This window comes from Sphingobacterium sp. SGR-19 (assembly GCF_011043555.1).
In the GTDB taxonomy this organism is placed as follows: Bacteria; Bacteroidota; Bacteroidia; order Sphingobacteriales; family Sphingobacteriaceae; genus Sphingobacterium.
On record NZ_JAAKGS010000003.1, the window covers coordinates 276,229 to 294,440 of the forward strand.

General features: G+C 42.0%; 17 protein-coding genes. 6 read left to right on the forward strand and 11 right to left on the reverse strand.

Annotated features, from left to right (window positions below; all coding sequences use genetic code 11):
• Positions 1-16 precede the first annotated feature (16 nt).
• Entirely contained in the window at positions 17-568 is a 552-nt protein-coding gene (locus G5B43_RS08740) for a hypothetical protein (protein ID WP_165294354.1), read from the forward strand.
• Here the strand turns inward: G5B43_RS08740 and G5B43_RS08745 are convergent.
• Genes G5B43_RS08745 through G5B43_RS08760 form a run of 4 tightly spaced genes read right to left on the reverse strand, consistent with a single transcriptional unit; the run spans position 528 to position 4,696 of the window.
• Complete coding sequence (locus G5B43_RS08745) at positions 528-1,061, reverse strand: adenine phosphoribosyltransferase (RefSeq protein ID WP_165294355.1); 534 nt, start codon at positions 1,059-1,061, stop codon at positions 528-530. The genes G5B43_RS08740 and G5B43_RS08745 overlap by 41 nt on opposite strands.
• Positions 1,062-1,102: 41 nt before the next feature.
• Positions 1,103-1,996, reverse strand: a complete 894-nt coding sequence (locus G5B43_RS08750) for a helix-hairpin-helix domain-containing protein (protein ID WP_165294356.1) — start codon at positions 1,994-1,996, stop codon at positions 1,103-1,105.
• Between the two features lie 5 nt (positions 1,997-2,001).
• A complete protein-coding gene (locus G5B43_RS08755; RefSeq protein ID WP_165294357.1) occupies positions 2,002-3,315 on the reverse strand; it encodes an efflux RND transporter periplasmic adaptor subunit in 1,314 nt (437 codons plus the stop codon).
• Between the two features lie 10 nt (positions 3,316-3,325).
• The gene (locus G5B43_RS08760) at positions 3,326-4,696 is read right to left on the reverse strand and encodes a TolC family protein (protein ID WP_165294358.1); all 1,371 of its coding nucleotides are present in this window, start codon (positions 4,694-4,696) and stop codon (positions 3,326-3,328) included.
• A 59-nt stretch (positions 4,697-4,755) separates the two neighbouring features.
• On the opposite strand from G5B43_RS08760, the gene G5B43_RS08765 reads away from it, so the two are divergent.
• Complete coding sequence (locus tag G5B43_RS08765) at positions 4,756-5,364, forward strand: polysaccharide deacetylase family protein (protein WP_165294359.1); 609 nt, start codon at positions 4,756-4,758, stop codon at positions 5,362-5,364.
• On the opposite strand, the gene G5B43_RS08770 is transcribed toward G5B43_RS08765, so the two are convergent.
• From G5B43_RS08770 to G5B43_RS08795, 6 genes are all read right to left on the reverse strand, one after another.
• Complete coding sequence (locus tag G5B43_RS08770; RefSeq protein WP_165294360.1) at positions 5,365-6,186, reverse strand: DUF4249 domain-containing protein; 822 nt, start codon at positions 6,184-6,186, stop codon at positions 5,365-5,367. It lies immediately after the preceding gene.
• A gap of 4 nt (positions 6,187-6,190) precedes the next feature.
• On the reverse strand, positions 6,191-8,509 hold the full coding sequence (locus G5B43_RS08775; RefSeq protein WP_165294361.1) for a TonB-dependent receptor: 2,319 nt from the start codon (positions 8,507-8,509) through the stop codon (positions 6,191-6,193).
• Between the two features lie 8 nt (positions 8,510-8,517).
• A complete protein-coding gene (locus tag G5B43_RS08780; RefSeq protein WP_165294362.1) occupies positions 8,518-9,333 on the reverse strand; it encodes an alpha/beta hydrolase in 816 nt (271 codons plus the stop codon).
• 9 nt (positions 9,334-9,342) lie between these two features.
• On the reverse strand, positions 9,343-9,984 hold the full coding sequence (locus tag G5B43_RS08785) for a hypothetical protein (RefSeq protein ID WP_165294363.1): 642 nt from the start codon (positions 9,982-9,984) through the stop codon (positions 9,343-9,345).
• A 78-nt stretch (positions 9,985-10,062) separates the two neighbouring features.
• Entirely contained in the window at positions 10,063-12,981 is a 2,919-nt protein-coding gene (locus tag G5B43_RS08790) for an FAD-binding and (Fe-S)-binding domain-containing protein (protein WP_317167501.1), read from the reverse strand.
• 163 nt (positions 12,982-13,144) lie between these two features.
• Positions 13,145-13,648 (reverse strand): hypothetical protein, encoded by a 504-nt coding sequence (locus G5B43_RS08795; protein ID WP_165294364.1) that lies wholly within the window; start codon positions 13,646-13,648, stop codon positions 13,145-13,147.
• Positions 13,649-13,913: 265 nt separating this feature from the next.
• Between G5B43_RS08795 and G5B43_RS08800 the strand changes: the two genes are divergently transcribed.
• From G5B43_RS08800 to G5B43_RS08815, 4 genes are all read left to right on the forward strand, one after another.
• The gene (locus G5B43_RS08800) at positions 13,914-14,396 is read left to right on the forward strand and encodes an Lrp/AsnC family transcriptional regulator (protein ID WP_206367291.1); all 483 of its coding nucleotides are present in this window, start codon (positions 13,914-13,916) and stop codon (positions 14,394-14,396) included.
• Positions 14,397-14,403: 7 nt separating this feature from the next.
• Positions 14,404-15,519 carry a DMT family transporter gene (locus G5B43_RS08805; protein ID WP_165294365.1) on the forward strand — a complete coding sequence of 372 codons (1,116 nt, stop codon included), beginning with the start codon at positions 14,404-14,406 and terminating at the stop codon, positions 15,517-15,519.
• 156 nt (positions 15,520-15,675) lie between these two features.
• On the forward strand, positions 15,676-16,413 hold the full coding sequence (locus G5B43_RS08810) for a DUF4397 domain-containing protein (RefSeq protein ID WP_165294366.1): 738 nt from the start codon (positions 15,676-15,678) through the stop codon (positions 16,411-16,413).
• Between the two features lie 175 nt (positions 16,414-16,588).
• Entirely contained in the window at positions 16,589-17,548 is a 960-nt protein-coding gene (locus G5B43_RS08815; RefSeq protein WP_165294367.1) for a glycoside hydrolase family 43 protein, read from the forward strand.
• Here G5B43_RS08815 and G5B43_RS08820 read toward each other — a convergent pair whose 3' ends face one another.
• Complete coding sequence (locus G5B43_RS08820; RefSeq protein ID WP_165294368.1) at positions 17,549-18,211, reverse strand: response regulator transcription factor; 663 nt, start codon at positions 18,209-18,211, stop codon at positions 17,549-17,551.
• Position 18,212 lies beyond the last annotated feature (1 nt).

Consider the following 18,212-nt stretch of genomic DNA (forward strand, 5'->3'; position numbering starts at 1 on the left):
ATGGTGCAAAGCAGTAATGGCAATAGCTGTTACTGCTTTGTTCTTGTCGTGCACTTCCGGTCCACAAGACAGAAAAGTAACACGGGAAACATATTTTGATATCCCGGCTTACTTTCAAGGGGAAATAGCACGTTTGACGCAGGAAAAACCTGTTGTAGACAAAACTGTGGTTAAGGATAGCCTATCGGAAGCCAAAGAAATACAAGTTGCGGATTGGGAAAATGAACTTTCTAGTTTTGCTTCCATTGATTTAAACAAACCTGCTTACGCAGGCATTCTAAAAAAGGACAGCACAGCTAATAAAGTAAGAATAACCTCCTCCGATCCTAAAATTGATATTACTGCTGTTGAAATCGAATACGGGGACAGTGGAGAACCAGTTGCGTTTCATATACAGCGGAATATCCAAAATTCACTATACGAAACGCATGAAACGCTCTATTATGCTAGAAACAAAAAATATAGTCTAGAAAAACATCAATCTGTCTTAATCCTTGGTGATAAGTACTATCACATCAAAGGGTTGTTTAAGAATCAAACCGCACCAGAGAAATCACCCGGTCACTAAATCGTGTCAAACGACCTTCGCTCTGTAGGAAGTCCAAGCTAATGATAAAAGCATACCCGATGATATCAGCTCCCAGTTTCTCCAATAGTTTGGAAGTGGCCACGACAGTTCCACCTGTAGCCAAGAGATCATCGTGAACCAAAATCTTGCTACCTGGAGCAAAAGCATCCTCATGCACCTCAATAGTTGCCTGTCCGTATTCTAACTTATAAGATTCCGATATCGTCTTAAAAGGTAACTTTCCTTGTTTTCGGACCGGAATAAAAGGAACACCTAGCCTATTAGCCAAGAGCATACCAAATAAAAAACCGCGGCTTTCCACTCCGGCGATGGCATCAATCTCTATCCCTTGCAAATGCTCAACTAATTTGTCGACGATCTCACCACAGAGTTGCTGATCTTTTAAAATTGGCGTAATATCTTTGAATACAATTCCCGGTTGTGGAAAATCGGGTATATCCCGGATTATAGTTTTAAGACGTTTTTCTAACATTTTTACTCGTAATTAGAGGACGATCGTTATAGTCCACTGACTTAATTAAAATCCAAATAAGGCGCAATTTTACGCACAAAATCATCATCTAACGCATGCATCTTTTCTAAATCGGCCAACGATGCAAAAGCGCCATGCTGCTCCCGATAACGTACGATATGCGTAGCTTCCTTGTGGGAGATATACGGATGTTGTGCTAGCTTCTCTACCGGCAACTGGTTTATCGCCCACTTTTTGATTGAGCTATCTCCCAGGACCAAAGAAGATTCCATTCTTGCAAACTGTTCTGCCGAAATACCATACACCTCCTTTATTTGGCCAATATTATGAAAGCCACCTAATGCATCTCGAAATTTTACAATGCGTGAGCTAAGAACCGGCCCGATGCCCCTAATTTTCTGCAACGCGGCAGTATCTCCTACCGATAAGTCCACTATTATTTTTTTTATAGACGGCTTTGTCTCTTCCTGAGATGAAGAAGTGACATTCCGTTGTGGTATAGGAACTGTCTTTGGCAAGGTGATGTACGGCGCTATCCGCTTAAAGTCTTCTTCAGAAACCACATACATCTTCGCGACGTCCGCTTTTGTACGGAAGCGTCCGCCTTTGGATTTATAATTTTTAATAACCTGTATTTGTCTTTCGGTAAATCCTAACATTTTCCATTTCTCTACAGGTAAATTATTAGGATCGAAAGGAAAGAGCGGTTTCTGTACTACCTCATGGAATACACGTACGCTTTCGGCACTAGCTTCAAGCGTTTTTCTCTCCTTCTCAACTAGGGAAGAAATTAGCAAAATATCATCCGTCGTCTGTCTAACATAAAAACTATATACAAAAGGTGTAATTCCTATCAGCCCGATAAAAATCGACAACACAAGAAAGCCCCTGCGTTCATTCTCACTCATTCCAAAAAGGAGGGCTAATTTCTTCATCACCGTTAATTCAAGGCACTTGCATCGACTTCTTTCACCCTTGTACCATCCTGTAGAATCTTAGAAATAGCGTTAAAAGGTCTCGATACCACTTTATCATTTGCTTTTAATCCAGATTTAACAATAATGTTGTTATCGTCTTGGATACCTGTCGTTACCTCGGTCATGTTTACGACATCCTCGTTAAGGACAAACACATACTCTTTTACGTCAGCATTGTCTACTGAATCCGCTTTATTTATATTCTCCCGCACAGTCACTGCCTGGATAGGAACAACAAGACCTTTATCTGACTTGGTATGGATCTGCACTGTTGCTGATAAACCCGGTTTAAACGGAGAAGAGTTTTTGTTATCTTCATCGATCAAATCTTCATATGAAGATGCCTCGATACGTACCTTCACATTAAAATTCGTTACCTGCTCAGCCGTGGTCGCTACAGTTTCTGCTCCTGCTGAAGTAGAAGAGCTTGAAATCTCCGTTACCACTCCCTTAAACTTACGTCCCTGGAAAGCATCCACTTCTATTGTCGCCTCATTGCCCACTCTTACGCGGTTAATATCATTTTCATTTACTTCGACATTTACTTCCATGGTGGACATATGAGCTATACGCATAATTTCCGTTCCGGCCATCTGCGCTGTTCCCACTACACGCTCGCCGAGTTCTATTGACAATAAAGAAACAACACCATCCGAAGGCGCGTATATCGTTGTACGTGCCAAACTATTGCCTGCTTCCTGCAATTGAGCCTGCGATTGGTTCACACCGAACCGGGAAGCTTCCACTTGCTGACGTTGAGATTCCACCGTAGCATGCGCAACTTCATAATCTGCCCTCGCTTTGTCCATCTCCGAAGCCGATATCACTTTTTTATTAAACAGCTCCAGGCTTCGATTATAAATGGCTTCGGCGTTGATAAGACTTGCCTCTTGTTGTTTCAACATTTGCTGTGCTGCCGCAAGGTTCGCTTTTTGCTGGCTTACCATCGCCACCACTTGGTCATAACTGGATTGTAACAGATCCGGTTTTACACGACATAATACGTCCCCTTTTTTGACAACCTGCCCTTCACGGACATTTAATTCTATTATCTCACCGGAGACTTCCGAACTCAACTTCACCTCAAATTCCGGCTGGACTTTTCCACTCGCCGAAACAAGCTCCGAGATGGTTCTCTCCCTCACCTCATCCACTGCGACCTGTTGTACACCGCCATCACCAAACCAACCGAACTTACTGCCTATTACAACGAATACCAAGATTATTACTGCAGAAATAACCAATATTTTAGGTAAGTTGCTCTTCTTCTTTGCCATGAATGATATTTTAAAAAGTTATAGGGTTTCCGATATAATAATCAATGACTTTTCCACGGAACACCATTTCGTATTTCCGACGGATCATGTCAAACTCCGCTTTATTCATATTTGTCTGTGCGGTAAACATTTCCATTGAATTGGCCATGCCCACATCATAACGTTCCTTGATCGTTTCATAAGCGACTTTAGACGTATTAAAAGCTACCTGTGAGGCAAAATATTGCTTATTGGCAGATTTTAAATCTAAAATAGCCTGTGCAATGGTTTTTTCCAGATCTCTGCGTGCCAGTGCCTCTTCATTTTCCGCCTGTAAATAGCCTATCTTTGCTTTATTTACAGCTACCTTTGTCCGGTTATTATTAAAAATGGGCACCTGAAGGCTGAGACCGCCACGAAACGATTTGTTTAAATCAACCTGATTGAAGAACGGGATTTTTTCTGAAACGATCAAGTCCCCCACCAGAAACTGATCATACGCACGCGAAGAATAGTTCGAGCCGTATCCAGCAGACAAATTCAGCGTAGGGTAATAAGCCCCTTTAGCAATATCTATATTTTTTAACGCTAGTTCTTTATTATAACCTGCTTGTTCAATAGCTGGCTGGGTCAACAGTGCCTTTTTAAACACATCGTCGAAAGAAGTAATAGCATATTCTGCCATAATATCCGCTATGCTAGGTTTTTCTAAACCAAATGTCGTATCAGGAGATAGCTCCATAAGCTGCTTTAAATTAAGTAAAGAAAGCTCATAAGCATTCTCCGACGACATGATATTCAACTCATCCGTTGCCACTTGGCTTTCCGCTTGCGCTAGATCAGCTAAAGTTTTGTTTCCTACTTGAAATTGAATGCTGTCTTGCCGTAGCTGTTCCCTGGAAAGCTTAATTTGTTGCTGTGCCGCTTCGTACAACTCCCCATTTGTAATCGCCTCCAAATAGTTGGTCACCACAGATAAAATTAAGTCGTTTTTAACTTTTTCAACTTCCGTCGCGTCGACAGCAAGTTTTATTTTGTTCGCTTTGATTTGGTTGATTTTTTGGAAGCCTTGAAATAGGGCGACACTCGAAGATAACTGCGCTCCCGCCGTGGTTGTCCAGAAGTTTCCGCGGATCAGTTGTCCAGAGGTCTGATCAAAGGTCAGACCATAATTATAGGAATTATCAGCACCAATACTCAAGTTTGGATACAATTCTGATTTTGATTGATAGAGATCCTGTTCGCTTATCTGATACCCAAATTCCGCTTGTTTAATTTGGAGATTACGCTCAAGCGTTGCCTCTATGGCCTCCTGTAACGTTACCTGTGAATATCCTAGAGGTAATCCTATAATGAACAAAATGGGAAACAATACAATATAATAGGATATTTTTTGTGTCATTTGATTAATTAAGCATAAAATGATTGCTAAATTTGGCATAAATATCTGATATTATCAACATGTATTTTATTAACGCCCCCTTTTTTTTACGGTGGTACTATCCGAATGTAACTTTCCACAAGTCGAGAAAAGACAAAAAAATATATCTCACATTCGATGATGGCCCCATTCCAGAAGTTACACCCTTCATATTAGACACGCTTGCTGATTACCACGTCAAAGCTACCTTTTTTTGTGTCGGCAATAATATAGAAAAAAACAGGACAATTTACGAGCGCATCCTTGCCGAAGGACATCAGGTCGGCAACCACACCTACAATCATTTACGAGGGTGGGATACCGATGATAGCGTCTATCTGGATAACATAGCAAAATGCCAACAATTAACAGGTACTAACTTATTTCGTCCACCTTATGCGCGTGCAAAAAAGTCGCAGCTAGCTGCATTGTACCAGACGTACACAGTGGTGTTTTGGGACGTTCTTTCCGGTGACTTTGACGAGCAAATCAGTCCGGAAAAATGTTATCAAAACGTTATCAGACATGTTAAAAACGGCTCTATTATCGTCTTCCACGACAATATCAAAGCATTGCCGCGCGTATCGTATGCGCTACCTAAAGCAATCCGCTACCTAAAAGATAAAGGCTATGATTTTGGCGTGTTATGATTACGGCATCGGATTATCCTCAAGATTATCCCAATCGACGTCCATATCCACAACCTGCAGTCGAAACTCCTCCGCGGACGCTACGGAAAAATAACCCAGCGCATTATTGGATATATTAGACGTCGGGTTTGCCGGAGCAGCAGAGCCCGGATTCGTACCCTGGTACTCATTCCAATAATTAAATACTTTTTCATCGACACAATAACGCCGAACAGCAATATAATCTCCTGGCTGCAATTCCGCATCTAAATCGGAAACTTGATGTGTTACGTACAGACCATCATTGAATTTATCCTGAAATACGCTGGAAAAACCAAAGTTCTCGTTATTGATAGCGATATCATACTTATAATAGTTAGGCATTTTAGGCGGATCATTAAATTTAAAGGTGGCAAAGTAATAGCTATCTCCCAAAATATTCTCTTGGACGATACCGGTAGAATCCACGTCAACGTATACTGGCATATAACATGAAGAATGAAAAGACTCGCCGTCAACTTCCACATACAACGAGTAATTTCCACCGGACTCTGGCGTGAAATCCCTAGCCACATAGTTCCCGTCATTTTCATGCTGAAAATTGTGGTATCCCCCCCTACTGTCCACTACAAGTACAACCGCATTCGTTACACCGACCGAATTAACCGGTTCATCAAACGCAACAGTCTTGGATACCCGTATACGTTGAGTAGATTGCAGATCCGAGAGATTTGCTTCGATCACCACTCGCGGATCTGCATCGTTCAAATTCACTTCGATTATTTCTTCGCATGCCGAAAAAAACAAAACACATAATATATAGACGTAGCTCCTTACCTTCATATCGTCAGAATTTAAAGTTCCATGTAACAGATGGAATAATACCAAAGAGGGCTATTTTGTAGGCCTCCGTTATGTTTGTATTATTTTTGTTCTCGCGAAAGTCGATAACGTACGCATTCTTTCGATTATAAGCATTGTATACACCAAATGTCCAGCTCGAACGAAAGCGTTTATTGGAGACGACGGGTTCATAAGTAGCAGACAGGTCCAAACGGTGATAGTTGGGCATTCGGTAGCCATTCCTCTCCGTGTAATAGAACATTGTTTTTCCGTCAACCTCATACTTACCACTCGGAAACGTCACGGCATTTCCCGTTTGGTATACAAACGTCGCTCCCAGCGTCCATTTTTTAGTAAGTTCGTACATACCGACCACGGAAATGTCATGTGTTCTATCTTGACGCGCTCTAAACCATTGCCCGTTATCAATCTCATCAAATTTACGCTCACTTCTGGCAAGGGTATAGCTAATCCAGCCGTGCAACTTCCCCGTGCTTTTCCGGAGATACGCTTCAATACCGTATGATCTTCCTATTCCGTATAGCAAATCACCCTCCAGATATTGGTTTGCCTGTAAATCTGCCCCATTTCGGAAATCTATCTGGTTGTCCATATGCTTAAAATAGGTTTCTAACGAAAATTCATATCGGTTGTCTTTAAAATTCCGGAAGTATCCTACCGCAACCTGATCAGCAATTTGGGGCTTAATGTTCAAGCTGCTCACCACATATTGATCCGTAGGTAAGCTTGCCGTGGTGTTGGTCAGTTGATGTAGATTTTGCGCAATACGGTTGTAAGATGCTTTGATACTATGCCGTTCACTTAACATGAAGCTGGCCGAAAAGCGTGGTTCGATAGTCAAATAATGTTTAGCTACTGCTCCTCTTCCGTAATATTGTTCGGCGACAACCTCACCATCCCCGTCGTAGGTATAAAAAGTACCCGGCCCCATCACCATAAAATCGTTGACACGAACTCCATACAGTAAAGAAACCCAATCAGTTGGACTCCAAGTATGCGATACATAGGCCGCAGCCTCTATTCCTTGCCGGCTGTCTACATCAACGGAATTAACAGATGTATTCTCTCCTGCGGTAATACTTGCCGGATAAATGGATTGCTGCACAGCATGGACTCCAAAACGCCAAGTACTGATCGGATTCTGATAATAGGAAAAATCCTGCTTTAAATTCCAGTTACGGATTTTGGAAGCTATACCAAAATTACTATCATCGCTAGATACCTGAACATTGTAACTGAAATCACTGTATATCAATGAAGTGTTACTAAATAACTTATCATTAAAAATATGGTTCCATCTTACCGTTGCCGTAGCGTTCCCCCAATCAAAATTAAAGAGGTCGGAATAGCCCAAATCATCTTTGCCAAAATAGCCTGATAGATAGAGCGTGTTTTTATCATTAAACCGGAAATTTAGTTTCGCATTCAGATCATAGAAATAGAGTTTACTGTTCTTGACGTCGTCATCGTTTGACAGCTTCAAGAACATATCGGCGTAGGTTCGACGTCCGCTGATCATGAACGAACTTTTATCTTTGATCAAAGGGGCTTCTACTTTCAGGCGGGAAGCAATAAGACCTATCCCACCTTCGGTTGTCAGTTCCTTTTGATTGCCGTCCATCATGGTGATGTCCATAACAGACGATATACGCCCCCCGAATTGAGAGGGGATTCCCCCTTTATACAGTTGAACATCTTTGATCGCATCGGAGTTGAACGTAGAGAAGAAGCCTAGTAAATGAGAAGCATTATACACTGTAGCTTCATCAAGTAAAATAAGATTTTGATCACCTCCGCCGCCACGGACGTAAAAGTTAGACGACCCTTCTCCTGCACTCTGCACGCCCGGCAGTAATTGTATGGTCTTTAATAAATCTCTTTCACCAAAAACAACCGGAACATTCTTAACTTCTTCCATCGTAAAGTTCAATACACCCATCTGTGGACTAGAGACGTTTTTATCCTTCCGCTCAGCCGATACAACAACCTCTTCTAATGTATTATCTTCCCCATGGAGCTCCACATTAAGGCGTCGACTACTGTTTAGATCGATCTCCTCCGAATAGGATTGATAGCCGATATAACTAACCGTAACGCGATATTTTCCCGCTGGAAGCGTTAACGAATAAAAGCCGTACGTATTGGTGCTAGCCGCTTGCCGACCAGGCTCTACAGAGACCACCGCACCGATTAACGTTTCTCCCGATCCAGCGTCGCGAACGCTCCCGCTGAGTACAACCTGTTGCGCTAAGGCGTTTATACCACTAAACAGGACAATAAAAATCAACCACAACCTATTCATCTATCGGTTTATTTCTTAGCACTTTTGTCCTGAAAACACTGTGCAAAAAAAGCCATTTGAAAATCAATCGATCTTGCCCAATATTCGTGATTATGCTTACCTGGCATCGTCAAATAATGATGCGGTACATTCAGATAAGTAAGCTTTTCATGCAATTTATTATTTACTTCAAAAAAGAAATCTTCTGTTCCACAATCGATAAATAACCGGAGCGACTGTGGTTTTACAAGATGTGTCAACTCCATAACCGTATGTGTATCCCAGACCTCCGCGTTCTCATGATACTCGCCGAGATGTTCTTTCATACCCCAGTTGTTCGGAAACGGGCGGATATCTACGCCACCCGAGGTGCTGCCCGCAAAAGCGAATAAATCTTGATGACGAAAAGCTAGATACAAAGCGCCGTGCCCCCCCATACTCAAACCCGTTATCGCACGGTTCGCACGATTGGATCCGACTTCATACTGCTGTTCGACAACGGGTATAAGTTCTTTAGTGATAAAAGTTTCGTATTGATAATCATCATCTTTCGTGTCCCAATACCAGCTATTGAAACCACCGTCAGGACAAACGACCAGATATCCATACATATCTACAAGGTGTTTGATATGAGGAGCGGTTTTCAGCCAACTCGCGTAATTGCCCGAATGCCCGTGCAGCAAGTAAAGTGTAGACGTTGCTTTTTTATGTTCCGGAGAGATCACAACCGCTCTGACGTCCTTGCCCATCCGCGTACTTCTCACCGTGATGGTATCGACCGTTGCAGCATGTAATTGCAGTATACCAGCAATTACGGCTAGCAAAAGAAAAATCTGTTTCTTCATACCTACTTCTTACAAACCATCAGTAAACGCCGACAAGATCCGTGGATATTGCTCCGCATCTTTCGCCCACAGTTTAAAGGAACGGTTGTATAAATTCAATTCCGCGAACACTTCTGCTTCTTCGCCTACACTGTTAGCAAAAAATAGCTTAAACGCATAGGTTCCGTTTCCTGTTAAATCGACAGCCGTTTTATTGGACGAGAACACAAGAGGCTCGAGTATAGCGTCTGTCATCCCGTTACTAGCCGGTTCTTCGTAAAGCGTTGCTATTGCTCTTACAAAGTTGTCGGACTCTTCTCCTAGCGAACTAAATTTGATTGCGCCCTCGTGAAAAGCTTTTTCCTCATTTACCTCCCCATCCTCAAAGACCCCTCCTGGAATATTTTTGGAGATTTCGATTTGAAGTGCGAGCGTGTCTTTATCGTTCAGAGACTTCCCCACGTACACCATGGAGGAATCCGTGTCTGTAGATTTTATCAGAGTCAGGAATATAGCCGGATTATCCGTCGTCGAAGTAGCTACATACTGCCTAAGGTTAGCCGTCAACGCATCCTCTGTTGTTTTTTCGTTACCTTTTTGATTATTTCCGCAGCCCGTTAATGTTGCTGCTAATAGCATGACCGCCACCGCTTGTGAAAATGTAGTTTTCATCTGTATATTATTTTGTTTATTTCCAAAACGCACAATATCCCCACATAGTTTAGAAGCAAAATACGAATAAATTGTTTACTATACCAAGGCATCATATAATATTTCCACCGGATGATACGATTTTCGGCCGGTACCGTCCTTAATTTGATGACGACAGGATGTTCCTGCAGCAGCAATAAGCGTTTGTTCATCGGTGGAGCGCACAGCAGGTAACAACACGAGCTCACCCACTTTCATCGACACCTCGTAATGCTCTTCCTCATACCCGAAAGAACCCGCCATACCACAACAACCTGAAGGAATGACTTCTACGCTATAATTTTCGGGAAACGACAATAATTTTTCTGTATAGCCGACCAAATGGAACGCCTTCTGATAACAATGCCCATGCAATTTAATCTTCTTCGTCCCGTTGGTAAACTGCTCTCGGTGAATCCTACCAGCCTCTATCTCCCCAACAAGAAATTCGTCAATCATTAACGCCTGTTTGGCCAACATCCGTGCCGCATCCTGCAAATGCTTGTCTACCAACTCTACATATTCATCCCGAAACGTGATAATCGCCGAGGGTTCTATCCCCAAGAGCGGTGTTTCTTCTGTTATCAAATCTTTTAACAGCTCCACGTTTCTTTCCGCAATCACCTTAGCTTCTTTTACAAAGCCTTTGGATAAATACGTTCGTCCGCTTTCCACATGTTTAGGTATAATAACATCATATCCCAGTGAGGTTAGCAACTTATGTGCTGTTATGCCGATGGCCGTATCGTTGTATTCGGTAAACTCATCGCTAAATAGGTACACCTTTCGTTTGCAGTTCTGCAAAGTTTGCCTCCGAGCCCATTTGGACAACGTGGTGAAATGAACAGTGGGCAGGGATCGCTTAGGAGCAAATCCCACCACCGACTTGACCACATCAGCGAGGAACGGTGTGTTGACGACAAAGTTATAGAGGGGTGCAACATACGAACCCAATCGCTGGCTCTTGGTGAAATTAGCGATGACAGAGGAGCGGAAAGGCACACCATGTGCATCATAATAATGTTGCAAAAACTCGGCTTTCATCTTGGCGACGTCTACACGCGACGGACATTCACTTTTACACCCCTTACAGCTTAAACATAAATCCATCACCTCCTTTATCTCTTCATGGTCAAACCGATTCGTTTTCGTCGAATTTGTCAGAAATTGACGGAGCATATTAGCTCTTGCTCTTGTTGTATCTTTTTCATTGCGGGTCGCCATAAACGATGGACACATCGTGCCGCCCGTAATTTCTGTTTTCCGGCAATCACCCGAGCCAGAGCATTTCTCCGCTAAGCGTAGAATTCCTTCATCTTTCGTAAAATCAAAATAGGTTTTTATCTGCCTATCATCCACCACTTTATCATAACGCAAGGAAGTATCCATTGGAGGCGTATTAACTATCTTATTTGCATTGAATACGCCTTGAGGATCAAAAATTGCTTTCGTCCGCTGCAGCAATTGATACACCTTATCGCCTAATACTTTTCCAATAAACTCACCCCGCAAACGCCCATCACCATGTTCACCGCTCAACGATCCATTGTATTTCAACACCAAATCCGTAGTGCGTTCCAATATTGACCTGAATTTCTGACGCCCTTCCATCGTTTTCAGATTGATAAAAGGTTCGATATGTAATTCGCCCGCACCGGCGTGCGCATAATACGAAGCGTGCACATTTTCCTCTTTTAGGAGAACTTGTATATCGCTTACATAGGCCGGCAGATCTTCAGGAGAAACAGCACAGTCCTCAATGAGATTAACCGGTTGTTCATCGCCTGGCAGATTCCGTATCAGCCCCAATCCCGCCTTACGCACATCCCAAACCAAATTAGTTTGCTGCGTCCCCACAATAAAAGGATACGCATACCCCAATCCCTTCTCAACAAGGTCCTTTTTCAAAGCCTCCGCTTTTTGGTAAAGTTCCGCCTCTTCATCTGCACGGAACTCGATAATCAATAATGCCTGTGGGTCACCTTCAATAAAAAAACGATTATGTTGATACGTAGGGTGCCCTACCGTAAAGTCCAATATATATTTATCAACCAACTCCGAAGCTTCAGGACGGTGGGATAAAGCGACGATATTACCCTCCATACATTCTACCATATCGGAAAAATGCACACACAACAAACCGATCTCCTTCGGTGGAAGCGGCATCAAACTTAACTTGGCTTCGGTCACGATACCAATCGTTCCCTCCGACCCCGCCAACAAATCACATAAATTAAATGGCTTTTCATTGTCCACCAGAAAATCCAACGCATATCCAGTATTTCGTCGGGTCAATGTTTTTTTAGGATATCCCGATACGATCGCCTGTTTATTTTCCGGAAGCGACAGCAACGTGTTCAGCTCTCGATAAATTTCCCCTTCCCGTGTCTGAGACGCTAGCTTTTCAAAAAGTGCAGCTTCATCTAATGCCATAAAAATCACCTCCGAGGTATCATCGAGTAACACCTTCGCTTCCAACAAATTTTTGCGGGTATCCCCCCAGACGATAGAATGCAAGCCGGACGAATTATTACCGATCATACCACCCACCATCGCCCGGCTCGCCGTAGAAGTTTCGGGGCCGAACATCAATCCATGTGCCCGCAGATAACTATTTAAATCATCGCGAATAATACCGGGCTGTACACGCACCCAACGTTCCTCCACATTCAGTTCCAATATCTGGTTGAAACAACGAGATACATCAACCACGATACCACTTCCTACCACCTGACCGGCAAGTGAAGTGCCTGCTGTCCGTGGAATGAGCGTTAGACGCTTTTCTCCAGCGAACAAAATAAGTTTCTTCAAATCGTCTTTGCCCTGTGGGATCGCCACAGCAAGCGGAAGTTCCTGGTATACGGACGCGTCGGTTGCATAAGCCAACCGCATGGTCTGATGTTTTGGGTTCTCGGGCAAATAAAACAACTCTCCCATCAGTTGGGAAGATAGTCGGTTTAGTTCATCTATAATCTGCACGTTTGTTCTCGTATTTGACAGAAACAAAGCTAAATAATTTGGTCAGCTTTTTCGAATTGTTTCTCTTTTTACAAAAACATTTGTTATCGGCTATTAGAACGACTGTATATTTAAAATTGCTTATGCTTTCTAACTTTTTCACCATGTCTATCAATATACTTGGTCAATCCAGTAAAGCTTCACGCAATGCTTGCCGGGATCTATAGAAGTTAAGACTACCCTCGTAAACAATATTCCATTCGTTATTAATTCCCTCAACCTCCTCGTCTTCTTTCGCATTGTTTACCTGTCTAACCATAACGCACCAAAGAAATTGATCTTTGAGATAAGAGAGTGAATGCGATTGCGTTTCGCTCCATATGCCACCGCTGTTCATCCACACATAACTTAAATTATTACCGACCACAGATGTCATCTCTTTTTCAAAATCACCTTCTTCGAAATCTTGTTTATCTTCATCGTAAAATAATCTTTTGGCCTTGCCATTCTCGATCCGAAGAACGAGATAGTTTGTACTTTCTTCGTTTTGAACATTTTTCAATGAGCCTGCCCAATAGCCATCATAAGAACCTAAGTTTGCTACAAATTGTGCATCTACTTCTACAATGCCAATAAAAAGCGCGACAAATGCCAATACAGCGATCCGGATGTTATGTTTTAGTTTCATTTGGTATTTTTTTAAATAATTTGTTTGTATTTATCTTTATTACAATAGCATAATTAATAAGCTAAAGTTAACTGTATAGCACTATTCCAGGAATACCCATTATTAGGTATTTTAGCAGGTGCCCCTCTCTTCGCCGCCATTTACACCATACTTGCTCATCATCGCAACAACAAAAAATATTCAACATTAAAAAACACAAACAGAACAATATTCTACAATAGTATATATATTTTGAATATAATTCTTTTAACCGTATCTTTGTAACATGAAGACAAAAATGGAGTTTAGCTTAGATCAAATTGATTATCAGATCCTGCGTATTATGCAAGAAAACGCACGTACGAACAATGCAGATATTGCGCGAGAGCTAGGAATGGCACCCTCCGCTATCCTAGAGCGGGTTAAGAAATTGGAACAGAAGCAGGTCATCCTACAATACAATGCGAAAATTAATCCAGATGCGCTCGACCAGAAGTTGCTGTCCTTCATTTTCATCAAAGCACAGGATCCAATTGGAACGCAAAAAGTAGGTTTGCTCTTAGCCAAAATTCCTGAAGTGCAGGAGGTACATGACATTGCAGGTGACGATGGGTATCTAATTAAGGTACGTACTAACGATGCAGCCGGATTAGTAGATCTGATGCGCAATTCACTAGGAAAAATAGAGGAGATTATTTCCACACGTACCACGATCGTTTTAGAGACAGTAAAAGAAGAACAAAAACTCGTTATTCCAATAGAAGATTAATACGAACATGACAAAAGGAAATCAAAATATGCCAGCCACAAGCAGCATTATCTTTGCATATCTTGTAGTATACATCGTGTGGGGTTCTACCTTTTTCTTTATAGAAAAGGCGTTACATAGTTTCAGCCCGTTTGTCCTCGGTTCTATCCGGTTTATCTTAGCAGGTTCCATCTTGATGGGATATTGTTATATCAAAGGATTTAAGCTGTTCGCAAAGACAGCTGTTAAGGATGCGCTGTTTGTGGGATTTTTATTGCTCTTTGTCGACATGGCTGCCGTGATCTGGTCTGAGCAATATATATCGAGCGGCATCGTCAGTATTATCGCAGCAGCGACAGCTATATGGTTTGTTATTCTTGACAAGCCAAAATGGAAAGAGAATTTTTCCAGTGTACCTACGGTTTTAGGTTTAATTTTTGGTTTTCTGGGGGTTTTTATGTTGTTTGCCGAACAGCTTTTTGTACAAACCGATTCCTCGGGAGATAAAAACATGAAAATAACAGCGATGTTCGTCCTTGTCTGTGGAACAATTGCCTGGACGGTAGGCTCTTTGATATCCAAATATAGTAAAGATAAAAGAACTCGGCAGATGGAGGAACGTGGAGAGGAAGATATACACGTCATGGTAAAGACGGCTTGGCAGATGGTCTGTGCAGGTACCGCCTTTACTGTGGTTGCTTCTGTAAACGGTGAATACGCCCGCTTTCAGATGCGTGATGTATTGCCTGAAGATTGGGGAGCTATCCTATATCTCGCAACCATGGGTTCTATTCTAGCATTTGGCAGCTATATATGGTTACTACAGTATCGTCCCACTACCGAGGTCAGCACACATGCATATATAAACCCGATTGTTGCTTTAGTATTAGCGCACTATTTCACTGACCATAATGTCACATCGTTACAAATTGCGGGGCTCATCGTTGTACTGGGCAGTGTCTTGCTAATGAATTGGAACCTTTACAAAAACAACAAAAAAATCAAAATTTACAAACGTGCTAAACGGATAAAAAAACTAAGGGAATTAGCACCGCAAAGCAGTATCCCACGGATAATGGCATTATCCAATTTCAATCAAAGATACGAAAAGAAAAAAGAGACTGTAAACAAGGAAGACCAATAAAAAATATTTTTTTAAAGTGTAGCATTTTCTTAGCGTATTTCGTATTAATTCCAAAACATATTGAGCAAATGAAACTTGCATAAGCTACTATCTAGGGAATAGACCAATAATAGCTTGTATTAAAGTTCATTAGAATATGAAAAACAATTTAATACGATGAAAAAGTTATCACTACAATTTTGTTTCTTATTACTTATCAGTGTCTTCACTTTTAGCAGTTGTTTAAAAGATAATGATGATGGTCCATGGAATAATCCGCCTGCGGCCGGTGTTATGTATTTCGTTAATAGCTTTCCTGATGCACCTTCAGGTCTATTGTACCGTTTAGATGGTAATGTTATTGGCAATCCCCAAACCGGTATGCCTATGGTGCTGGAATATCAAATCTTCTCTGGGGCACAACTGCTACATCCTGGTAATCGTAAGTTAACGATAACAAGCTACAACGATGATCAAAGTGTCATAGTAGACACGACACTGACCATTAAGGTTGACAGCGGCTATACGTCTTTTGTATATGGTACAGAAGAACAGCCTATTTTTGCGATGACTCAGGATAAAGTCATTGAAAACCTTGGTCAAAACGAATCCGGTATACGTTTCCTGAACTTGGCGCATGGTGTAAGTAGCATTAATTTACATATTGAAGGCGAAGATGCACCATTATATAGTAATAGACCCATCGAAACAGGAGCGTCTGTGGTACAACATCAAGCTTTCCAGGCAAAAACTAGCGGTACTTACACGTTTAAAATCACTGATGCAAGTGGAAATGAATTGGTTACGCGCGAAGACAGGGAATTAAAACGGGGCTATTATTACACCATTATATTAACAGGTAAAGCAAACGATGACGACAGCCCATTATATATTGGTGTAGTCGAACATCGTTAATTATATTGGGATTCAGGAGAGATGCAAGACGATGTGTCTCCCCTGAAATTTTCACAGCGCATATTATTATCCCGCAAATAGCGCCGGGCAGATCGCCCATGTTACGTACAGGATATTCATTTATTTGCTAATGAGATAAAACTTCCTATCTTTAAACGAATATAATCCTAGCACAATGAATAAAGTAACGTTTTTTACCTGTTTTTATTTCTTATTAGTATGGTCAAATGTATCGGGTCAGCAGAACCCCGTTTTCCCAGGATGGTATGCGGATCCCGAAGGCATTGTATATGATAATACATATTGGATTTTTCCGACCTACTCTGCACCTTACGAAGAACAAGTGTTTTTTGATGCTTTTTCATCTAAAGATTTAGTCAACTGGCAAAAACATCATCGAATAATTGACACATCGGAAGTAAAATGGGCAAATAAAGCTATGTGGGCGCCGGGTATTATAGAAAAGGGCGGTAAATACTATTTTTTCTTTGCAGCTAATGATGTCCATGAAGGTGAAATTGGCGGAATTGGTGTATCCGTTGCCGACAAGCCTGAAGGTCCATACAAAGACCTATTAGGCAAGCCTTTAATAAATGATATTGTCAACGGGGCACAACCTATTGATCAATTTGTATTTAAAGATAAAGACGGTCAGTATTACATGTATTACGGTGGATGGAAACATTGTAATGTCGTAAAGCTCAGCGACGACTTCAAAAGATTAGTGCCTTTCGATGACGGCACCATTTATAAAGAAGTAACACCCGAAAATTATGTGGAAGGTCCTTTCATGTTTATCCGAAACAACAAATACTATTTCATGTGGTCTGAAGGCGGTTGGACCGGCCCAGATTATAAAGTTGCCTATGCTATAGCCGATAGCCCTTTTGGCCCATTTAAACGCATCGCAACTATTTTGGAGCAGGATAAGACTATCGCGACCGGTGCAGGGCATCATTCTGTCATCAAAATTCCCAACGAGGATACCTATTATATCGTTTACCATCGCCGGCCGCTAGATAAGACAGAAGCACACGAACGCGAAACTTGCATTGAGCGCATGACATTTGATGATCAAGGTTTTATCAATCCAGTGAAAATGACGTTTGAAGGGGTTAAACATGAATTACCTTAGCTAATCTAATTTTACAATCCCATTTTTAATGGCGTACATCGCTAGGCCGGTCCGGGTTTTCAGCTGTAGTTTTTCGCATACCGCATTGCGATAACCTTCTACGGTACGGACACTGACGCACATCTCGTCCGCTATTTCTGCATAGTTCTTTTCCGAACAGATCTGCTTCAGGAATGTAATCTCCCGATCGGTCAGTTTTACAAAAGTTTGGATATCACTTGCCTCCGTCAGCGCCTGTATAGAAAACAACACTTTGTGGGTAATTAGTTCATTAAAGAAATAACCGACAGTCAGCACCTCCTCAAACGCTCTTTTAAGCTCGCTAGGTTCGGCATCCTTGAGCACATAACCTTTGGCACCATGCCGGATCATCTTGATGATGGCCGACTCCGCATCCATGGTACTCAGCGCCAGTATTTTGATCGACGGATGGTTGATCCGCAACCACTCTGCCGTGGCATAGCCGTCCATTTCCGGCATACTGATATCGAGCAGGGCGATATCTGGTAACTGCTCTACTTCCTGCAAGCGATGGATCAAATCCCTTCCATTAGAAGCTTCCAAAATTACGTTGTAACCCGGGAAACCGTTGATAAGTCCGGTTAGTCCTTTGCGAAAAAGGGCGTGGTCGTCTACGATGGCAATATGTTTGGTATTCGTCATT